The organism is Helicobacter muridarum, assembly GCF_000765805.2.
GTDB classification, from domain to species: domain Bacteria; phylum Campylobacterota; class Campylobacteria; order Campylobacterales; family Helicobacteraceae; genus Helicobacter_A; species Helicobacter_A muridarum.
In genome coordinates, this window is sequence record NZ_JRPD02000004.1 from 20801 (window position 1) to 41312 (window position 20512).

The following is a 20512-nucleotide window of genomic DNA, read 5'->3' on the forward strand; positions in this document are numbered from 1 at the left end:
TTGATACACATAAAATATTATCTTCAGCATACTAACATTCAATATAACAATAATAGAAAAATAATTTATAAATAACACATTCTTATTGCAAGTTATCCCGCTTAAGTGTCTTTATAGCTATTTTTTACACCAATTTGATAATATGTGAATCCGTTAGATTCTAATTGAGAATGCTGATAAATATTGCGCCCATCAAAAATAACAGGATTTGCCAAAAGCTTTTTTATCTCCTCAAAATCGGGGCTTCTAAACTCACGCCATTCTGTTAGAAGCACAAGTGCCATGCAATCTTTTAGTGCATCATATTTATTTGTTTGTAGCTCTATATGTTGCAAATTATCCTTAAAATAAAAAGCTGCTTGTTTAGCTGCCTTTGGGTCGTATGCTTTAATCTTTGCTCCTCTTTTAATAAGCTCACGCACAAGCACCAAAGAGCTTGCTTCGCGCATATCATCAGTTTCTGGCTTAAAGCTAAGTCCCCATAGCGCAAAAGTTTTGCCGTTTAAATCCTCTCCGAAATGGCGCACAATTTTTTCTACTAAGAGCATTTTTTGCGATTCATTCACAACCTGCACCGCTTTTAGAATCCGCGCCTCATAACCATAATCTTGCGCACTCTTTTCTAATGCACGCACATCTTTAGGAAAGCAACTCCCACCATAACCACAGCCCGGATAAATAAAACTATATCCGATACGAGAATCAGAGCCAATTCCTAGTCGCACATCATTGATATTTGCCCCCACGCGCTCACAAATCTGGCTCATCTCATTAATAAAGCTAATCTTTGTGGCAAGCATTGCATTTGCGGCATATTTTGTCATCTCTGCAGATTCTATACCCATAGCAATCAATCTATCGCTTTTAAGTAAAAATGGTGCATATAGAGATTTCATCACCTGAAGTGCACGCTCTGAATCTGCACCAATCACCACACGGTCTGGACTCATAAAGTCTTTAATGGCCACGCCCTCTTTAAGAAATTCAGGATTACTCACCACATCAAAGTCTATGTGTGATAAGTCGTTATGTCGCGCTTCTTTGTGGGAATTAGAATCTTTGCCCTCCCCTACTTTTATGCCACGTTCTTGCAGAGCAGATTCTATAATTTTACGCACCTTTCTTGCACTTCCCACAGGCACGGTGCTTTTATCAACAACTACAACATAAGGAGATTCTATAAATATTCCAATATCTCTTGCCACACTCTCCACATAGGATAAATCAGCACTTCCATCTTCTCCCATAGGCGTGCCAACAGCGATAAAAATCACTTCAGCAGATTCTAAAGCCTTTTTTTTATCAGTTGTAAAATGCAGCGCATTAAGGGCAATATTATCTTTTATCATAGATTCTAAGCCGGGCTCATAGATTGGAACCTCACCCTTTTTAAGATTTTCAATTTTACGCGCATCTATATCAATGCAAGTAACCACATTCCCCATTTGCGCAAAACATGCACCAGCCACAAGCCCCACATATCCACTACCAACGATTGTAATCTTCATTGTATCTACTCCATAAGATGATCGTCATTTTTGCGCAATATATTGGTATATAGCTTCCATTTCAGAATCTGTTAGATAATATTTAGGCATGACACCACTATTACTTCTTAGCTTTCTCTTAAACACAGATATATCGACATCTGTTATATCTGGAGCATATATTTCCATTGGTTTACCTTTATGTTTATATTGAGCTAACTGCATGCCTTTTCCATATTCACCATGACATATCTTACAGCTAATTCCTCTAGGGCTATTGTAAAGTTGCTTGCCATACTCCTCTTGCGTAATAAAATTAGTTTCTATATCAGATTCCATATTTCCTGTAATATTTAAAGAATTTGCAAATACAATAAATGCTGTAAAAAACATACATACTAATGTTAATGTAACTATTCTTAACAAAATTTACTTCCCATTGAAAAGACGGTATTATATCATTCTTTGCAAAAATTAGATAGAATGATGAGCTTAATTTTACGAAAATTAAAATTTCGCAAGGAAGATTCTTATGCAATATAAAGACTACAAAGATACTCTAATTCTACCTCAAACAAACTTTCCAATGAGGGGAAATCTCCCTAAAAAAGAACCACAACGATATGCCAAATGGCAAGATAACGCATATTCTTTCATAAGCAGAAAAAGAAAAGTAAATAAGGAATTTATTAATTCCAAAAATGACCGAGAACAACAAAATAGTTCAAACCATAATTTACAATTTACTCTTCATGATGGTCCACCTTATGCCAATGGACATTTACATGTAGGGCATGCCCTAAATAAAATTCTAAAAGATTTCATTGTAAAATTACATTATTTTCGCGGCAAGCAAGTTTTTTACACTCCGGGCTGGGACTGTCATGGTCTGCCAATAGAACAGCAAGTAAGCTCTCAATTTGAATCAAAAAATATTAAACCAAGTAAGCTTGAAACAAGACAAGCTTGCAGAGAACATGCAGAAAAATTTATTGAGATTCAAAAACAAGAATTTATTAGTATGGGAATTGTAGGAGATTTTGATAACCCATACAAAACGATGGACTATCATTTTGAAGCAAATATATATCGAGCTCTAGTAAAAATTGCTTCTAAAGGTTTGCTTATCCAAAGAAGTAAACCAATATTTTGGAGTTGGGCAGCTAGAAGCGCGCTAGCAGAAGCAGAAGTAGAATATAAAGATAAGAAATCAGATTCCATATATGTAGCATTTACACTAAGTAAAGAAGCCCTTATATCGCTAAATATAGAATCTTTTTCTACATCTAGAAAACCATTTATAGCGATATGGACTACCACACCATGGACACTTCCTAGTAATGTTGCAATATCTCTTAATCCCAATGAAGTTTATGTGCTATTAAAAGATGGGGCTATTGTAGCAAAGAAGCGGCATGAAGCATTGATTAATATGGGAATAGCGAGTAAAGAAATTTTATGTGAATTAGATGCTAAGAAATTCGAGTATTTAAAGGCTATTAATCCATTAAATAGCAAGGAATCTATGCTAATCCTAGCTGAATATGTAAGCATGCAAGATGGGACTGGGGCTGTACATAATGCACCTGGTCATGGTGAAGATGACTATTTCTCATGTTTAAAATATGGCTTACCCGTAATTATGCCTGTCGATGATTCTGGTTTATTTGATAGCAATGTGGTTAAACAGGGGTTATTTGAATCTAGTATTGCCAAGGAATTTGATGGCATGCATATATTTAAAGCACAAAAAAGAATCCTAGAAATTCTAAAAGAGCATCAGGCTTTGCTCTTCCATGAAGAAATTACACATTCGTATCCACATTGTTGGAGAACTAGTAAGCCTATTATATTTCGAGCGACCAAGCAATGGTTTATTCTTATGGATAAACCATATCATAATGGCAAAACACTTAGAGAAGTAGCTCTAGAAGAAATAGATAAGACTAGATTTTATCCTTCAAATGGTATTAATCGTATACGTACTATGGTTCAAAATCGCCCTGATTGGTGCGTGTCTAGGCAGAGGGATTGGGGTGTGCCACTAGCTTTCTTGTTGGATAAACAAAGTGGCGAACCTCTATTAGATAGCGAGGTTACAGATTTTATTGCGGATTTATTTGAGAAATATGGCTGTGATGTGTGGTGGGAAAGAGAAATAAGAGATCTGCTCCCGCCATCATTCAGGGACAAAGCTCATTTGTATAATAAAAACATGCATATATTAGACGTATGGTTTGATAGCGGAAGCACTTGGTTTGCAGTACTTAATAATATAGATTCTAATTTAGACTCTAAAACTATTAAAGAACTTAACTCTAAATATAACTCTGGTTTCTATCCTAGCTCTATGTATTTAGAAGGTAGTGACCAGCATCGTGGTTGGTTTCAAAGCTCATTACTTGTAAGTTGCGCCATAAATTATAAAGCACCATTTATGAGTGTTGTTACGCATGGATTTACAGTAGATGAAAAAAGCGAAAAGATGTCTAAAAGCAAAGGAAATGTGCTATCTCCTAGTTCTATTATAAAGAATAATGGCAGCGAGATTATGCGATTATGGGTAGCATTAAGTGATTATCAAAATGATGTAAAAATTTCGCAAAATATACTTAAACAAGTTAGCGAGAATTATCTAAAAATTCGCAATACTATTAGATTTTTATTGGCAAATACACAAGGACTTAAAGTACTTAATTTTGAAAATCTAAGTCCTATTGATATTTGGATTCTAATTGAGGCAAATAAAGCATTTGCCCAAATTGAAGAGTTTTTTAATATATATGATTTTTCTAAAGGCTTTATGATTCTAAATTCTTTTTTAACAGCTAGCCTTAGTGGAATTTATCTTGACATCTGCAAGGATAGCCTATATTGCGATAGTTCAGATTCTCCTCGCAGAATATCTATTCAAAGTGTATTTGGATTGCTTGCTAATCACATATTGCATCTACTTGCCCCATTTCTTACATATACTGTAGATGAAGCTTTAGAATATGCAGAATCAATACTTAAGGGAAATGCTAGCAATGTCTTTGAGCTAGAAAAAATACCTATGCCAAATATGGATAAATATTCTAATATTAAATATGAAAATTTTAATTTTCTTCTAGAGCTTAGAAGACTTTTCAATGAACAAGTAGATAGATTAAAGAAAGAAAAAATAATCAAATCTAGCTTAGAGTTAGAGATACATACATCAGATTTTATAAGTGAAGGTTTTGATAATCTAATGGCAGATTTTTTAATGGTTAGTGCTTGTAGCATAAACAAATCACTAAGGGAAGATTCAAATGGAGAAGAATTTAGCATTAAGATTAATGATAAGACATTCTTTATATTCAAAGCCAAAAAGAGAAAATGTTTACGATGTTGGCAGTATAAAGTAGCTTCTGATAATGAATTAGATATATGCCCTAGGTGCAAGGAAGTGTTAAAAAATAAATAGACTTGTTTTGCTTTATTACACTGCTAAAAGTTTGGATATTGGAAAATTTCTAAATTTTATAATAAGTCAAGTCTAGATAATTAGTATAAAGAATTGTTATAAACTATCTAAATTTAGTTCATTCCAATTCAATGCTTTTGTAACAACAACCATATAATGATAGTTGCTATTCAGATTTACATAAACCCTACCGACTTTCTGAATTAAAAGTAACTTGATACTTTTAAAGCAACTAACATAAATTAAATTGTTTTCTTATATCTAGCAATACTTACATATATCTAACAAATCAAAGCACAAAATCGCATAATATAAAAATTTAAACCTTTTATTATCAAGCAACATTATCTTATTTGGTAGCTTCCACCAAGTCTAATTTGTATCGGAACAGGCGGTCGTTTAAGATTCTTGGCAGATAATTCTACAACTTGTCGCATTGATTCATCTAATGCTTCATATTTTGTAGAAATAAGAATCTTTACATCTTCAATATGCCCATCAGGATATAGAGTGAATTCAATTACACCATCACCTTGCTGCTTAAGATATGCTGCAAGCTTTGGATACCCCATTCTATCTGCCGTCTGCTGAAATATAGCATAGTTCATAAAGTAGCTCTCTGCTATATAGTCTTTTTGTTCCTTGGTCATACGATATATATTGTTACCATATAAACGTTCAAGTTCTTCTAAAACCCTAGATGGAAGATTCTCTAATTTCAGATTCTCTTCTTTTTGTCTTATGCTTTGTGTTAAGCTAGGCTTTGGAGGAACTAGTGGGTTAAAGGATTCTTGTGGTAGGCTAAGAGACTGTAGATCAACATTGATGTCTGGTAAACTATCAGCATATTGCACATTCTCCTGTGGGGAATCTAATACTATATCTTCACTAGTGTTTAATTGCTCTTGTGGCTTTTGTGTTAATTTTTGCAACGGTTGTTTGATTGCTTCTTTTTGAGTTACTTTGGAAGGAGATTTCTTAACTCTTTTGGGGGCTGGTTTTGTTTCTATCTGGCTTGATATAGAATCTTTTTGAAGCTCGGTATTCTCTTGCATTTGCTTTTGATTTTTTATGATTCCAAGCGATATTGGCTGTAAAGATACACTCTTCTGCGGTTTGGGCAGTAACATATAACAAACAATAATAATTATATGGGCTAATATTGAAAATCCAAGTGATAATAAAAACCTATCCTTATAGATTTTATAATGTATGCTCTTCACTGATGCCCTTTTTTAGCAAAAGATTATCAAAACTCGATATATCATGCTCACTATTTTCTTGGCTATTTTTATCTGAATCTAGACATTGATCTGACTTAGATAGCTTATCAATTAATATCATTCCGTTTGGATTTAGTCCTAATATATAATCCATATCCCCAATATTTACAATAATAATTTTATTTTTAGAGTCAAGAATTTTTACTTGTTTAATTGTGATATTTGAAATTTGCGTGCCTTTATTCTGTCTTAACTTAACCACATAAAGTAAAATAATAAGGGCAATCATAATTCCTAATATAGATAGATAACGCCATGAACCTATATCATATTCATCTGACATAAATGTTTGTGTAGAAATATCAGAGGAAGAATTAATTGATAGATTTCCTGATGGAATGTTTGATGTGTTTTCTGTTTGTAAATTCAGATTCTGTAAATGAATCTGCGTGCTAGTATCGTATTCTACTGGGAGAATATTAGCTTTATTTGACAATAGGGTTTGACTTATATCATTTGTCCCAGCAAAAATTACATATAACATAATGCCATGCGCTTCAATTTTTATATCATATCCTACATTGCTTTTTAGTGATATATATACTTCTTGGTTAGGTCTTGTGTTAAGCTCTAATTTACCTAGAGATGTATCAAGCCTTTGCTGTTTTAGGTTAGTAATGTTTGGTATAGTAGCATATAGCATGCCATCTTTGTAAATTACATTTGGATATACTCGATCATTTATTAGTGGTTTATCTAAGCGAAGTGCCAAAAGCATTGACAAATTATATCTTTTAGCAAAATCATTTAGCAAAATTTGATCATCTACAACATAGCTTTCTTTTATGATAAACAAATTACTATTAGCAAAAAGAGGTTTAAAGAATATTGATACAAACATAAACAGGGCTATAGTATATAACCTACAATGAGCTACACAATAACAATTTCTAATATATATATTATGAATGACAAAAACTCTTGTCAAGAAAGCCCTTTCAACTTCAATCATTAAATTTGTATAAGCTAAGCATTATCATCAACTTGTCTCGCGATATAGTATACAATAGCATTAGAATCTAATATCTCGTTAATACGAATAGCAAGATTACGTTCATATACCATAACTTCACCCTTCCCCACTACTCTATCATTTACAAAAATTTCTACACTAGCACCAGCTGGTTTTTGCAAATCAATAATAGAGCCCTTTTCATATCGCAATATGTCATACAAAGGGATCTGTGTGCAACCCAAATCAGCACTAAAAAATACTTTCATATCAAGCAAATCTTCATAATTACTCATCATATCTTCTAAATATGAGGCAAGCTCTATTTCACGTTGGGTATGGACTTGCTTTTTGTCTAAAATGTTATATTTATCCTCGACTAGATTTTTGTTATCCCTGCTATCTACCATTATATCCTCCTAATAAAATCGTTGCGTAACTTGGAAATTATATAATAAATTGTAAATTAAGTTATCTTTGGGCATTATTTTTCTTTTTATATTGCAAAAAAACATAAAATACTCCAATTACTAAAACAATAGATAACAAAGAGAATACAACGATTTTCATCTTATCTCTTATAAACTCTTGTATATTGTCTTTCTCTCCCTTACCAAATGCTTCTGCAATTTCACCAACGCTAATATTGTCGAAAGAATCACCAAGCCACCAACCAAATAAGGCTAAAATACTAACCCATAATGCGGCTCCTATGATGGTAAATATACAAAATTTATATATATTCATCTTTGCTAAGCCAGCAGGCAAAGATATATAATGCCTTGCAACAGGTATTAATCTGCCCATAAATGTACTTATTTCCCCGTGCCTATTAAAAAAAAATTCGGTCTTAATTAGACTCTTTTCTCTCATAAAAAAATATTTTCCATATTTAATAACAAAGATTCTACCAACTTTATATGCTATAAAATAATTACAAAGTGCGCCTACAAGGCTACCAAATGTCCCAGCAAGAATGACTAAAATCATATTCATCTTACCTTCCCAAACTAAATATCCAGCGGGTATCATAACAATTTCGCTAGGCAATGGCAGAAAACTTGATTCTATTGCCATAAAAATAAATATGCCCAAATATCCAGACTGCTCAATAACATCAAGAATAAATTGTATAGCTGCATTAATCATACCCTCCTCCATTCTTACTATTTGTGAAAGTTCATTAAAATTATATAATATTTTTTCGATTAGGACATAGAATGAGAGAATTATTCAAAGGCGCAATAAAGTTCTATGAAGAGGACTATAACAATGAAAAAAATTTTTTCAAAAGCTTGCAAGAAAACAAGCCACACACTCTTTTTATTACTTGCGTAGATTCAAGAATTGATCCAAATAGATTAACTCAATCTAAGCCTGGAGAATTATATGTGGTAAGAAACATAGGCAATATCATACCTCCATATAGTAATAGTGAATGTGGCTATCTGGCCGTAACCTCATCGATTGAATATTCAATTTGCAAATTGAAAGTAAAGAATATTATTGTTTGTGGACATAGTAATTGTGGGGCATGTGCTATAGTATATGAAAATGATAAGCTTGATAAAATGCCATACGTAAAGAAGTGGTTAGAGTTATTAGAACCAACCATAGAGGAGGTAAACAATATGCAACCAGAAGATAAAAGAAAAAGAACTTGGCTTACAGAACTGCAAAATATTCAGCAACAACTACATAATTTACTAAGCTATCCATTTGTGGAGGAAAGATTTAATCGTGGAGAATTAAATATATACGGTTGGTATTATAATATTACGAGCGGTCAGGTTCTAAATTACAACTTAATCCAAAGAGAATTTAAGCCAATCATTGGAGATAAACCACTGCCTAACTAACTTTTCAGATTATGTATATATACATTAATATAAATAGATGCTATTAACCAGTTATAACAGTTAGTATTATCCTTATGATGACAATGAGCTTATCATTCAATTGTTTTTACCAATTTTAAATTTAGTTATCAACTAGCTTCTATTCCAAACAAAAAATGTGCTAACTTTTTTACATTTATCAAGGCTAATATTATTCAATCCTTTAGGATAATCATCATGCTTAGAGAAATCTACATCTATAACAATATGAGCATGGGAATCGCCATTATCATGGCGATATTCTTTTAATATGCCCCTTATCTTTTTCTTATCTGTTAATAGCACTTCGACTTTTTCCCCAATGCTATATGTAAAATGTCTTGGTTCTTTTAGAACTCTCTCTATTCCAGGAGAGCTAACCTCTAATAAATATGAGTTTTTATTTTCTAGCTCTACATCTAAAAGTGGGGATATAAGATTATTGATTTCCTCACAATTCTGTAATGTTACACCTTCTTTCTTATATATATAAATTCGCAATATGCTATCTGTATTTTCCTTAAGAAAGTTTATGCCATAAAGTTTAAGTCCCCTAGATTCTATAAGTGTCTCAATGTGATTATAAAGTGTGTCAGAAATCATGCTATACCTTTATCATCTCTTTCACTCGAGATTTGAGCAAATATCATATCAAGCTTATTTTGCCGTTGCAATGCAGAATCAAAGCATAAGATTAGTTTAGGAGCATTAAACCACTTACTAGCATGCAATATGCTTGATTGTATAAATGGTTTTGCTCGCTTAAATTCCTTTTGTATATTTTGTTTTTGAGTCTTACTAAGCCGACTAGCTTCTATAAATATTTTTGCACTATATTTGCCACGAGAACATCGCACATCTACAATTTCAAGCGTATTTAACTCTTCATTATGCAATGAACTAAAGACTTCATTTATAATCTCTTTAAGAAAGGCCTCTCTTTTTTGCTGTATAACCCGGCTTTGCATATAACCCACCTTTAATTAAGATATGATAATGACAAAATCATACAATAAATATTCTAAATGTTCTTATGCTACAATTCCATTTTAGATTCTAATCAAAATCTCATTATATTATGCAATAATCAACACCATAACCACATACTACCAACTAAGGAGATTTATGCAAAAATATGCAATCATAAGCGTAAGCGATAAAAGCAATATAGAATCATTTACAAAAAAATTAATAGATCTTGGATATAAAATTCTAAGCACTGGTGGGACTTTGCAAGTCTTAAAGCAATATGGCATTGAGGCAAGCGATATTTCTTCATACACGTATACCGAGGAGATGTTTGATGGTAGGGTAAAAACTCTTCACCCAAAGATACATGGTGGAATCCTTTTTCGAAGAAATAATGATAAAGATATAGCGCAAGCAATTAAAGCTAATATTGTTAGCATTGATGTAGTATGTGTAAACCTATACCAATTTCATAAAACAATACAAAGAAGTAATGATTTTGATGAAATTATTGAAGACATAGATATAGGCGGGCATACATTAATTCGTGCTGCAGCCAAAAACTTTCAAGATGTAACAGTTGTAGTAGATCCAAACAGCTATGAGGAAGTTATCCAATCGCTAAGCAAAAAAGATCATTTAGAATTACTAGAATTTCGTAAGGAGCTTATGATTAAGGCTTTTAATCATATAGCACAATATGATTGTATTATTGCTAATTACATGAATGAGAAATTTAAAGATGGATTTGGTGAAAAGAAGTTTATAGTTGGCTCTTGCGTTATGCAGACAAATTATGGCGAGAATCCACATCAAAAAGGCGCTCTCTATGAAACAGAAAATTTTTATTCTAAATATCTTCATATTCATAAGGGAAATATTAGCTTTAACAACCTAATTGATATTAATGCAGCTTTAAAAATTATTAGGGCTTTTGGAGATTCGCATTGTGCTTGCATCATAAAACATGGGAATCCTTGTGGATTTGCAATTAGAAATGACATTATATCCGCATATCAAGGAGCTATGATATGCGATAGTGTAAGCGCGTATGGTGGAGTGTTGGCAATTAATACTAAGCTAGACATTAGGTTAGCGCAAGAGATTCTAAAAAACTACGCAGAGGTAGTGGTGTGTAGGGATATAGATTTGGAAGCTTTAGAGATGTTTAAAACAAAGAAGCGAATCAAAATAGTTACTTGCTCTTTAGACAGAACTAATTCCAATTGCACTAGCAATCATCTTGTTGGATTTTGTGCTCCATCTGATGCTTGGAACTTCAAACATATAGAAGGTGGTTTTGTATATCAACAAAGCGATAAAATAGAATCTAATGAGGTTTATGATGCCAAACTCGTAAGCAATAAGGTGGCAGAAGATTCTCAAAAATTAGACCTAGATATTGCCTATAAACTAGCTGCATTCACAAAGTCTAACTGCGTTGTATTTGTAAAAGATAAAACTTTAGTAGCAATTGGTATGGGTATGACAAGCAGAGTTGATGCCATGTTTGCTGCTATCAAAAAAGCAAAAGAAATGTCAGTTAATCTAAATGATAGCGTCCTTGCTAGCGAAGCGTTCTTCCCTTTTAAAGACAGTATAGAGCTTGCATCTACTGTTGGCGTAAGTGCGATTATTGAGCCAGGCGGAAGTATTAGAGATAATGAAGTCATAGATGAGGCAAATAGACGTAATATTGCCTTATATTTTTCAGGAAAAAGACATTTTCTACATTAGAATAGGATATTTTAGCGATTTATTGATTTATAATAATATGTAAATACTCTTTTAGATATGTAAATATGATTGAATCTTTCCACACCCATAGCTTTGTTGTATCAATATTCAAATTTTATAGATTCTAAAGATTGTAAATTATCAATTTAACTTATAACAATATAGAGACAATGAGCTAAATATCATAAAATTAAGCATTAATCTATGATATTAGTTGACATAATTTATTAAATATGCCATCAGGATAAATAATAATATTATAAAATCCGCTAAATTAATAAATGAACACATTTTATAATATTATTATTGCAAATATATACAACAATTACACTATTTGCCATATTTAATATTCTAACTATATAAAGTCCTATATTTGTAGCATTAGCAGTTGAATCCAATAAATCCTAACAGTAAGCCCTATATGAAATTTAATAAAAAACCACAATAAAACTATTTTAAACTATATAAACTAAATAGCATTAAAAAAGATTCAATTTATTGCTATATAGGGCAATAAACTAAACCAACAATATCAGTTAGGATAAAGAACTAATGCGCAACGCTTCTCCAATAGTCTTACCTCTTAGATTGATTGTCGAAGATTCAATGGATACATCATCTGACACAGATGCACCTTGTTCGCTTAACTTTCGTATTTGCTCCATGCATATTCTGATTTCTTCTTTCTTAGAATTTATATATTCATTAAATTCATTAAATTCCTTCTTTTCCAAGAATGAAATTGGATTTTCTATCTCAAAATCTATAGTGCTAGAATACATAGAAGCAGATAATTTACTATCAAATAAATCTTTATCAATAAATCTTGTATTTATAACTAAATCTCTAGCTTGAGAAAGCAATATTTCGCTCATATTGATATTTGCCGGATTACTTGGATCATCTTCTAAGCTAAATTCAATCTTTGAAGCGATAATCTGCAATTTATTTAACCTAGCACTCAAAACCTGCAAGCAGCCAATAAGCTCATTAGCAGCCTTTATACCTTCACCAAACCGATATATTTGAATCTTGTTCTGCTTTTTGGCATTCAACATAATATCCTCAATATTGTCCAATCCGTTGAGGTGTTTTTTAAATGTTTGTAACATCTTATCCATAAACAAATCCTTCTGTATAAAATTTATTTAACTAAAGCAAATAGCATGCCTAATAGTTATGTTGTTATCCTTAACATTCATATATAATCGGCGATTTTTATTTATTTATGAGATAAAATTAAAAATTATTTGAAACTAAAAGACCTATATTGTTAATTAGAAAAACAAAATAGCCTGAATATAGCAGGCTAATTGTTAGGCTGACAAGTCTATATTTGTTAAAAAGCATAAATACTTATTAAAATACAAACATCTCAACATTCAAGTATGGAGATATTTCAAGTCTAAATATATATAAATACAAGAAAGTATCTATATAAATTATTATCTATTAAAGAAGATTTTAGTATTATATGACAATAGTTTATTTTGATGTAGCAATTCTAAAAGTCGATTATATTTCGCGTTTCGCTCTCCCCTAGCTGGCGCACCTGTTTTTATTTCTCCTGCATTTACCGCCACAGATAGATCTGCAATGAAGCTATCTTCGCTCTCACCGCTTCTATGGCTTATGATTGTTTTATAGCCATTATCTTGCGCTAGTCTAATAGTCTCTAATGTTTGTGTAATTGTTCCAATTTGATTGGGCTTTATTAGAATCGCATTCGCAATCTTCTGTGAGATTCCTTTACTTAAGATATCTACATTAGTGACAAATAAATCATCTCCAACTAACTGAATCTTGTTTGCTAATCTCTCTGTAAGATATGCCCAGCCGACCCAATCATCCTCGCTTAACCCATCTTCAATGGATACAATCGGATAATTTTCTACTAGTTTTTCATAATATTGAACTAAGCCCTTAGAATCCAACTTGAGATTTTCACCATTCAAGTTATAAAGTCCATCTTGATATAGCTCACTTCCAGCTATATCAAGTGCTATTCCAAATTCTTCTTTTGGTTTGTACCCAGCCTGTTTGATAGCATCAAGTATTAATAAAATTGGCTCTTCATTATTTTTTAGATTTGGAGCAAATCCTCCCTCATCACCTATACTAGTGCTAAACCCTTTTGAGTTCAAAATATTCTTTAACTCGTGATATACTTCAACACTAGCACGCAATGCCCTCTTAAAACAATCAAACCCTAAAGGCATAATCATATATTCTTGAAAATCTATTGTATTATTAGCATGGCTACCACCATTTATAATGTTTAACATAGGGACTGGTAAAGTTGTTGCATTTATCCCTCCTAAATATTTAAAGAGCGGTATATTCAAAGAATTAGCACTAGCCCTTGCTAAAGCCATAGATACACCTAACGTAGCATTAGCTCCTAACCTGCTATAATTGTTTGTATTATCCACACTTCTAAGAATAGAGTCAATACTAGTTTGTCTATAAGCTTCCATACCCATAATTTCACGCGATATTACTTCTGTAATATTTGCACAAGCACTCAACACCCCTTTACCCAAGAATCTTGACTCATCTTTATCCCTTAACTCTAAGGCTTCTTTTTTGCCTGTGCTTGCACCACTAGGGACGATAGCACTTCCTATAACACCATTGCTTAATATTACTTTTGCACACACAGTAGGATTTCCTCTGCTATCCAATACTTCAAACGCATCAACTTCTTTAATAGTTACTATCACGCTATCTCCTTACTTTGATAATAGCAAATACTAACACATTAAAAATAACTTAATTATAAGCAAATGCTAAAGTTATGTTTAATTTAATTATAGTTAAACTTACGAATATAACTGCCTAAATTTTACACTATAATATTTTCACGCTCAAAATTGAAACTTAAGGAGGGTATATGAAGTTTTTGAATAATGATAAGATTATCGAATGTTTCAATTTTAGATATGCATGCAAGGTTTTTGATTCCAAAAGAGATATAGCAGAAAACGATTTTATGACAATATTAGAATCAGCAAGACTTAGCCCTAGTTCTTTTGGACTTGAGCCTTGGAGATTTATCATTCTGCAAAATGAAGATATTAAAGAAAAAATATTTAATGATACTTGGGGAGGACATGAAGCTTTAAAAAGTGCTAGCAAATTTATAATTATACTAGCTCGTAAAAATATTGACTTACAACCAAATAGCCAATACGTTTGGCATATGATGCGCAATATACATAATATAAGCGATGATGGCTGTAAACTTCGGTCTAAGTATTATGAGAATTTTCACAAATACGACTTCGATATGCACAATGATGCGCAAAAGGTGTTTGATTGGTCCTGTAAACAGAGCTATATAGCTCTTGCCAATATGATGACTACTGCTACGCTTTTAGGAATAGACTCTTTGCCTATTGAGGGGTTTTGTCAAAAAAATATTGATATTATTCTAGAGCAAGAAGGAATTATAGATAGTATACACTTTGGTTCATCTGTAATGGTCGCATTTGGATATCGTTTAAAAGAACCAAAACGCGCAAAAACTAGACAGAAACTAAAAGATATTATTCAGTTTATCTAAATTATTGGAAAAAGAATATTTGACAAACACAATATGTAATGTTAAAATTATGTAAATTTTTAATAAAGGCGTTGCATGAACATATTAGGGTTTCCGCGTATTGGAGAGAAAAGGGAGCTAAAAAAAGCTTTAGAATCATTTTGGGCAAAAAAGAGCAGTGAAGCAGAATTGCTAGACGTGGCAAAAAAGCTTCGTAAGCTACATTGGAGCTATCAGAAAAATCTGCCATTTGTAGTAGTGAATGACTTTAGCCTTTATGATAATATGCTTGATCTAAGTTACATGCTCGGGGTAATTCCTGAACGTTTTAATAATCTAAAAGGCTTGGAACTATATTTCGCCATGGCTAGGGGTAATGGTAATAATATAGCTTGTGAGATGACAAAGTGGTTTAATACCAATTATCACTTCGTTGTACCAGAAATAAGTAAAAATTTGAAATATATTATTAATGCTGAAAAAATCACACAAGAATATAATGAAGCAAAGACACTTGGCTATTCTCCTAAAATAAGTCTTATTGGACTTTTTACATACCTAGGATTAGCAAAAATAAGCGACAATTCCAATAAGGAAGAGATTTTTCCTTATCTTAAAAAAGCATATTTAGAATTAATTCAGTCTTTAAGCAATTTAAATGATGAAGTTATAATTGAATTCCATGAGCCAATTTTTGTTAAAGGATATAATTCATTCTTTCCTCATATAAAAGAAGTTTATGATGAAATAGCTGGGTTTGGCATAAAATCCATTGTTAGCACATATTTTGAAGCAAGCAATGAAGCTACTAAAATCTTAGTGAAAACAAAGATCGATGGCTTGGGACTTGATTTTATATATGGAGAGAATAATTTAACAAGCCTAAAACTTATAGCTGATGCTGGTAAAAAACTCTACGCTGGACTAATTGATGGACGTAACATATGGGTAGCAAATCTAGATTCTAAACTTAGTATACTTGACAGGATAAGTTTAATAGTGCCAAAAGATCTAATATATGTTGGCACTTCATGTTCACTTTTACATGTGCCATTTAGTAAAGATTCTGAAACAAAAATGGATTCCGAAATTCTTAGTTGGTTAAGTTTTGCTAGAGAAAAAATACATGAATTAGAACTTCTAGAATCATTATTTAGGAACGGTGTTACAGAATCAAATAAGGAGAAATATACAAAGAATCAAGAAATTAACGCAATTAGAAAAAGCTCTAATAAAATCCACGATGCGAATGTTCAACAAAGAATAAGCTCTCTAAGGGCACAAACAAGAAAAGAAGCCTTTAAAGATAGAATCAAACTTCAAAGAAAGGAACTTGGCTATCCAAACCTAGCTACTACAACTATTGGCAGCTTCCCACAAACTCCAGAGCTTAGAGCCTTGAGACAAAAATACAAAAAGGGTGAAATAGACACACAAAGCTATGAAAATGGAATTAAAGACTATATAAGGGACTGCATAGCTTTTCAAGAGGAAATCGGCTTAGATGTGCTTGTTCATGGTGAACCAGAGCGAAATGATATGGTTGAATATTTTGGTGAGCAGATGAAAGGATTTGTATTTAGTCAAAATGGCTGGGTGCAAAGTTATGGTAGTCGCTGTGTAAAGCCTCCTATAATTTATGGAGATGTAAGTCGTCCAAATGCTATGACTGTGCGTTGGTCAAGCTTTGCCCAATCCTTAAGCAAGAAGATTGTAAAAGGCATGCTAACTGGTCCTGTAACAATCCTAAATTGGTCATTTGTCCGAGATGATTTGCCAAGAAATGATGTTTGTAAACAGCTCTCATTGTGCATTGCTGATGAAATTTCTGATTTGCAAGACGCCGGAATAAAGATTATACAAGTTGATGAGGCTGCTTTCAAAGAGGGGTATCCATTGAGAGAAGAAAATATAAGAGAATATGAGACTTGGGCATTAGAGTGTTTTAAGATTTCTAGTTCTGTTGCAAATCCTAGCACACAGATTCATACTCATATGTGTTACAGCGAATTTAATGACATTATAAAAACTATTGAAGCAATGGATGCAGATGTTATTAGTATTGAAACAGCTAGAAGCGGAAATGAACTACTAAAGATATTTAAGAAAGTTGGCTATTCAAATGAAGTAGGTCCTGGCGTGTATGATATTCATAGTCCAAGAATCCCAAGCGTAGATGAGCTATATAAGCAAATACAGCTTTTATTAGAAGTTTTGCCAAATGAACAATTATGGATAAATCCAGACTGTGGGTTAAAGACTAGGAAATGGGAAGAAGTTAAACCTAGTTTAAAAAATATGATTGAAGCAGTAAAAAGGATAAGAGCCGATCTTATAAAATAAGAATTAATGTTAAACACAATAAGCTTTATACTTGATCAAGTATAAAGAATTTTACATGAATGAATAAAATTCATATTTTTATTGATCATTAACATGTCAATTATGAAAACTAAATTATGGCTACATAGCATTAGTTTGCTTAATATCTACCTAAACTTAGACAATCTAAATTCCTATATTGTTCTTAATATTTTCATAATTAAGCTGTTTAATAACTTAGGCTTTAGATATAACCTAATTTTAGAATAATTCCTCTACATTTATAGGCATGTTTTCAGCATAAAGCTTTGTAAAATAAGAATCTATGCTGCTTGTAGTTTGTTCTAATGCGCCTTGCCCCTGTGCGCTATAATATAGATTTTGCGGGTCTTGATTTGGTGCTTGTTGTCCCGCAATTAAATCTTGATTCATATTAGGTATGCTTTGTTGTAACATTGAGTCTTGCGAATACAGAAGAGCATAAATACTTTATGAAAAATAAAACTATGCAACCAATTTATAAAGCTTTAGCAAAGATAGATGATGAGACAAGCATATTTGCACAAAGAGTTGGTTGGTTTGATAGATTAGCAACATTTACATATCAACCAAGTCAATATAAGAGAATAACAATATATTATGAGAGCCAAACAGAGTATTTTAATCTAGCAGTTTTTATTAATCCACAGATTAGAATTACAACTTTTTAACAATAGATATAAAGCCTATACCATACATCAATTATATTTGCTACTTCCCCAATTCATTGCATGCATCTTGTATACCACCATCACATGCACGATTTAAGTATTTTGCTTGTAAATCTCTAAAGCCCTCCCATTTTGACTCGCAATTATTGTGTGCATCTTCTATTGACTTAATTATGAGATAGCAACTTTTAGGCGTACATGTTGAAGCATAAGATTCCATAATAGGAATAATCTTATCATAATATTCAGTGTCTCCAAAATCTACTAGACCAAAAAATTTTATAGCAGAAATAATCCTATTATATTTAGTGTCTTCAAGAAAATCTAAATTTAGAGGACATCTCCAAGTAAAAGCATATGCATATGCTAATACTTCACAGTTTAGACTATATCCCCTTATGCAGGCTTGCGATAGAATTTCCTCTCTTTTTTTGAGAAATTCTAAAAAACACTTTTTTTTAGCAGGACTTGATTCATAGTATGATCCATAAGTAGACATTTTAAGACAATGATAAAACTCATTATGTGTATCAGGATCTAATCCACAGCCGCCAAATGCAATACTTATAAATAATAGAAAAAGTATTATTTTTATCTTACATACTATATAAAGATAGCTCTGTGTTGAATTCATGATAATCCCTTAGTGTGATACTAAAAGTATATATATTTTAGCATATTAAACACTAAAATAAAGGCAATCCCATATCAAGATCTCCTAATATATCATTATTTACTTTATCATCTATTTCAATAACTTTATGCTTTTTATTCTTGTATGTTTCATAATCTTCCACATTATCACTACTAAAAGTTAGATTCTCTGTATCAAAATTCACAATATACTTACCATGTATGCCTGTTTGCTTATTCTTTTGAATAATTACTGTCCTAGTGTTTTCATCTTGGTAACTTTCTTTATCTCTGCTTTTGTTTGTAGACACAGCGTTTGCTTCTTTGCTTTCATTTTATGTTGTGATACAAGGCTCATGATACATTCTTAATATTGTTCATAATCTTTCGTAATAAAATCAAACAAATCTGTGTAGATACGCATTTTCACATAGCTTTTAAAGGTTGTGCTTGGGTCTTTATGCCCTAACACGTTAGCTACGGCTTGATAATTGCCAGTCTTTTCAATCATGAAACTAGCAAAACTTTTACAAATCCAATTTAGATACCTAATAGCATAGGTGAAATATGATCATTAATAGCTGTTTGTGTTATAATTGATAATAGACAGCTTAGGCAATTTCTTCATTGCTATTTTAAAAAATATAAGGCAGACATTGAAACAATTTAGTAAGCAAAATGCAATGAGACTGTTTTGGATATTATTTAGCATTGCCTTAATTACATTGCTACTTGGAGTTAAAAGCATTGCTAACACACAAACCAATCAAACTACAAATCCAGACTTTCAAAATAGACAAGATTCTCAAAAAAGATTAAATATTAATGGTGTGCCTATTCCATCTATTGATTTAAATATAAATCCACCACAAACTCCTACCCAATTGGTAACAACATTAAATGTTGTGGTGTTGCTTACATTACTTATATTAGCACCATCTTTATTACTTATGATGACTAGCTTTCTGCGCATTGTTATCGTTTTAGGATTTTTGCGTGTTGCGCTAGGAACACAGCAATCACCTCCAACACAAGTTTTAGTTTCGCTAGCAATAATACTTACATTTTTCATCATGGAGCCAGTTGCAAAAGATGCATATAACGCTGGCATTAAACCATATATAGACGAAACAATTGGCTATGAAGAAGCCTTTGAAAAAACTATAAAGCCTTTTAAGAAATTTATGCTAACTAATACAAGACAAAGCGATATAGTACTATTCTATAAGATTCGCAATGAATCTCCTCCACAAATGGATAATCTTAATACAAAACAAAGCCTAGATGACCTAATAGATAGAGTATCTTTAACTATCATATTGCCATCATTTATGATAAGCGAATTAAAAACAGCTTTTCAAATAGTATTCTTGTTGTTGTTGCCATTTTTAGTAATTGATATGGTTATTGCCTCGATTCTTATGGCTATGGGGATGATGATGTTGCCACCTGTAATGATTTCTTTGCCATTTAAGATTCTTATATTTGTGTTAGTTGATGGTTTTAACTTACTAATATGGAATCTTGTCCGTTCATTTAATTATGGCTAG

At 32.0% G+C, this 20512-nt stretch carries 20 protein-coding genes; 7 read left to right on the forward strand and 13 right to left on the reverse strand.

Features of this window, described 5'->3' with window-relative positions; genetic code table 11:
• Nucleotides 1–101: 101 nt before the first annotated feature.
• A complete protein-coding gene (locus LS73_RS02770) occupies nt 102–1508 on the reverse strand; it encodes a UDP-glucose dehydrogenase family protein (protein ID WP_034558630.1) in 1407 nt (468 codons plus the stop codon).
• Nucleotides 1509–1532: 24 nt separating this feature from the next.
• On the reverse strand, nt 1533–1913 hold the full coding sequence (locus LS73_RS02775; RefSeq protein WP_233708790.1) for a c-type cytochrome: 381 nt from the start codon (nt 1911–1913) through the stop codon (nt 1533–1535).
• Between the two features lie 106 nt (nt 1914–2019).
• Between LS73_RS02775 and ileS the strand changes: the two genes are divergently transcribed.
• Nucleotides 2020–4935: an isoleucine--tRNA ligase gene (gene ileS, locus LS73_RS02780; RefSeq protein WP_034558631.1), complete on the forward strand. Its 2916-nt coding sequence runs from the start codon at nt 2020–2022 to the stop codon at nt 4933–4935.
• A gap of 344 nt (nt 4936–5279) precedes the next feature.
• On the opposite strand, the gene LS73_RS02785 is transcribed toward ileS, so the two are convergent.
• The 4 genes from LS73_RS02785 to LS73_RS02800 all read right to left on the reverse strand — a co-directional run bounded on the left by LS73_RS02785 (nt 5280) and on the right by LS73_RS02800 (nt 8319).
• Nucleotides 5280–6158, reverse strand: a complete 879-nt coding sequence (locus LS73_RS02785) for a TonB family protein (RefSeq protein WP_104692085.1) — start codon at nt 6156–6158, stop codon at nt 5280–5282.
• A complete protein-coding gene (locus tag LS73_RS02790; RefSeq protein WP_138069977.1) occupies nt 6139–7059 on the reverse strand; it encodes a flagellar biosynthetic protein FliO in 921 nt (306 codons plus the stop codon). The genes LS73_RS02785 and LS73_RS02790 overlap by 20 nt, the downstream gene beginning before the upstream one ends.
• Before the next feature lie 125 nt (nt 7060–7184).
• Nucleotides 7185–7580, reverse strand: coding sequence for a flagellar motor switch protein FliN (fliN, locus tag LS73_RS02795; RefSeq protein WP_034556848.1), 396 nt, complete (start codon nt 7578–7580; stop codon nt 7185–7187).
• Between the two features lie 61 nt (nt 7581–7641).
• Nucleotides 7642–8319, reverse strand: a complete 678-nt coding sequence (locus LS73_RS02800; RefSeq protein WP_052089460.1) for a DedA family protein — start codon at nt 8317–8319, stop codon at nt 7642–7644.
• Nucleotides 8320–8390: 71 nt separating this feature from the next.
• Between LS73_RS02800 and LS73_RS02805 the strand changes: the two genes are divergently transcribed.
• On the forward strand, nt 8391–9029 hold the full coding sequence (locus LS73_RS02805; RefSeq protein ID WP_034556843.1) for a carbonic anhydrase: 639 nt from the start codon (nt 8391–8393) through the stop codon (nt 9027–9029).
• 132 nt (nt 9030–9161) lie between these two features.
• Here LS73_RS02805 and LS73_RS02810 read toward each other — a convergent pair whose 3' ends face one another.
• Both LS73_RS02810 and rbfA read right to left on the reverse strand, forming a co-directional pair.
• A complete protein-coding gene (locus LS73_RS02810) occupies nt 9162–9650 on the reverse strand; it encodes a ribosome maturation factor RimP (RefSeq protein ID WP_052089459.1) in 489 nt (162 codons plus the stop codon).
• Nucleotides 9647–10015, reverse strand: coding sequence for a 30S ribosome-binding factor RbfA (rbfA, locus tag LS73_RS02815; RefSeq protein WP_034556841.1), 369 nt, complete (start codon nt 10013–10015; stop codon nt 9647–9649). The genes LS73_RS02810 and rbfA overlap by 4 nt, the downstream gene beginning before the upstream one ends.
• A 157-nt stretch (nt 10016–10172) precedes the next feature.
• Here rbfA and purH point away from each other — a divergent pair, with 157 nt between their 5' ends.
• Nucleotides 10173–11753, forward strand: coding sequence for a bifunctional phosphoribosylaminoimidazolecarboxamide formyltransferase/IMP cyclohydrolase (gene purH / locus LS73_RS02820; protein ID WP_104692086.1), 1581 nt, complete (start codon nt 10173–10175; stop codon nt 11751–11753).
• A gap of 536 nt (nt 11754–12289) precedes the next feature.
• Here purH and LS73_RS02825 read toward each other — a convergent pair.
• Both LS73_RS02825 and eno read right to left on the reverse strand, forming a co-directional pair.
• Nucleotides 12290–12874 carry a flagellar FLiS export co-chaperone gene (locus LS73_RS02825; RefSeq protein ID WP_034557849.1) on the reverse strand — a complete coding sequence of 195 codons (585 nt, stop codon included), beginning with the start codon at nt 12872–12874 and terminating at the stop codon, nt 12290–12292.
• A gap of 324 nt (nt 12875–13198) precedes the next feature.
• Nucleotides 13199–14473, reverse strand: a complete 1275-nt coding sequence (gene eno / locus LS73_RS02830; RefSeq protein WP_034558156.1) for a phosphopyruvate hydratase — start codon at nt 14471–14473, stop codon at nt 13199–13201.
• 173 nt (nt 14474–14646) lie between these two features.
• Between eno and LS73_RS02835 the strand changes: the two genes are divergently transcribed.
• Both LS73_RS02835 and metE read left to right on the forward strand, forming a co-directional pair.
• The gene (locus tag LS73_RS02835; protein WP_034557848.1) at nt 14647–15318 is read left to right on the forward strand and encodes an NAD(P)H-dependent oxidoreductase; all 672 of its coding nucleotides are present in this window, start codon (nt 14647–14649) and stop codon (nt 15316–15318) included.
• Nucleotides 15319–15393: 75 nt separating this feature from the next.
• Nucleotides 15394–17640 (forward strand): 5-methyltetrahydropteroyltriglutamate--homocysteine S-methyltransferase, encoded by a 2247-nt coding sequence (gene metE / locus LS73_RS02840; protein WP_034557847.1) that lies wholly within the window; start codon nt 15394–15396, stop codon nt 17638–17640.
• 240 nt (nt 17641–17880) lie between these two features.
• Here metE and LS73_RS09815 read toward each other — a convergent pair whose 3' ends face one another.
• On the reverse strand, nt 17881–18051 hold the full coding sequence (locus LS73_RS09815) for a hypothetical protein (protein ID WP_158654940.1): 171 nt from the start codon (nt 18049–18051) through the stop codon (nt 17881–17883).
• Nucleotides 18052–18110: 59 nt separating this feature from the next.
• Here LS73_RS09815 and LS73_RS02845 point away from each other — a divergent pair, with 59 nt between their 5' ends.
• Nucleotides 18111–18329, forward strand: coding sequence for a hypothetical protein (locus LS73_RS02845; RefSeq protein ID WP_034557846.1), 219 nt, complete (start codon nt 18111–18113; stop codon nt 18327–18329).
• A gap of 40 nt (nt 18330–18369) precedes the next feature.
• Here the strand turns inward: LS73_RS02845 and LS73_RS02850 are convergent, their stop codons facing one another.
• Both LS73_RS02850 and LS73_RS02855 read right to left on the reverse strand, forming a co-directional pair.
• Entirely contained in the window at nt 18370–18963 is a 594-nt protein-coding gene (locus LS73_RS02850; protein ID WP_034557845.1) for a hypothetical protein, read from the reverse strand.
• A 52-nt stretch (nt 18964–19015) separates the two neighbouring features.
• A complete protein-coding gene (locus tag LS73_RS02855; RefSeq protein ID WP_034557844.1) occupies nt 19016–19273 on the reverse strand; it encodes a hypothetical protein in 258 nt (85 codons plus the stop codon).
• Between the two features lie 345 nt (nt 19274–19618).
• On the opposite strand from LS73_RS02855, the gene fliP reads away from it, so the two are divergent.
• The gene (fliP, locus tag LS73_RS02860) at nt 19619–20512 is read left to right on the forward strand and encodes a flagellar type III secretion system pore protein FliP (protein ID WP_324736847.1); all 894 of its coding nucleotides are present in this window, start codon (nt 19619–19621) and stop codon (nt 20510–20512) included.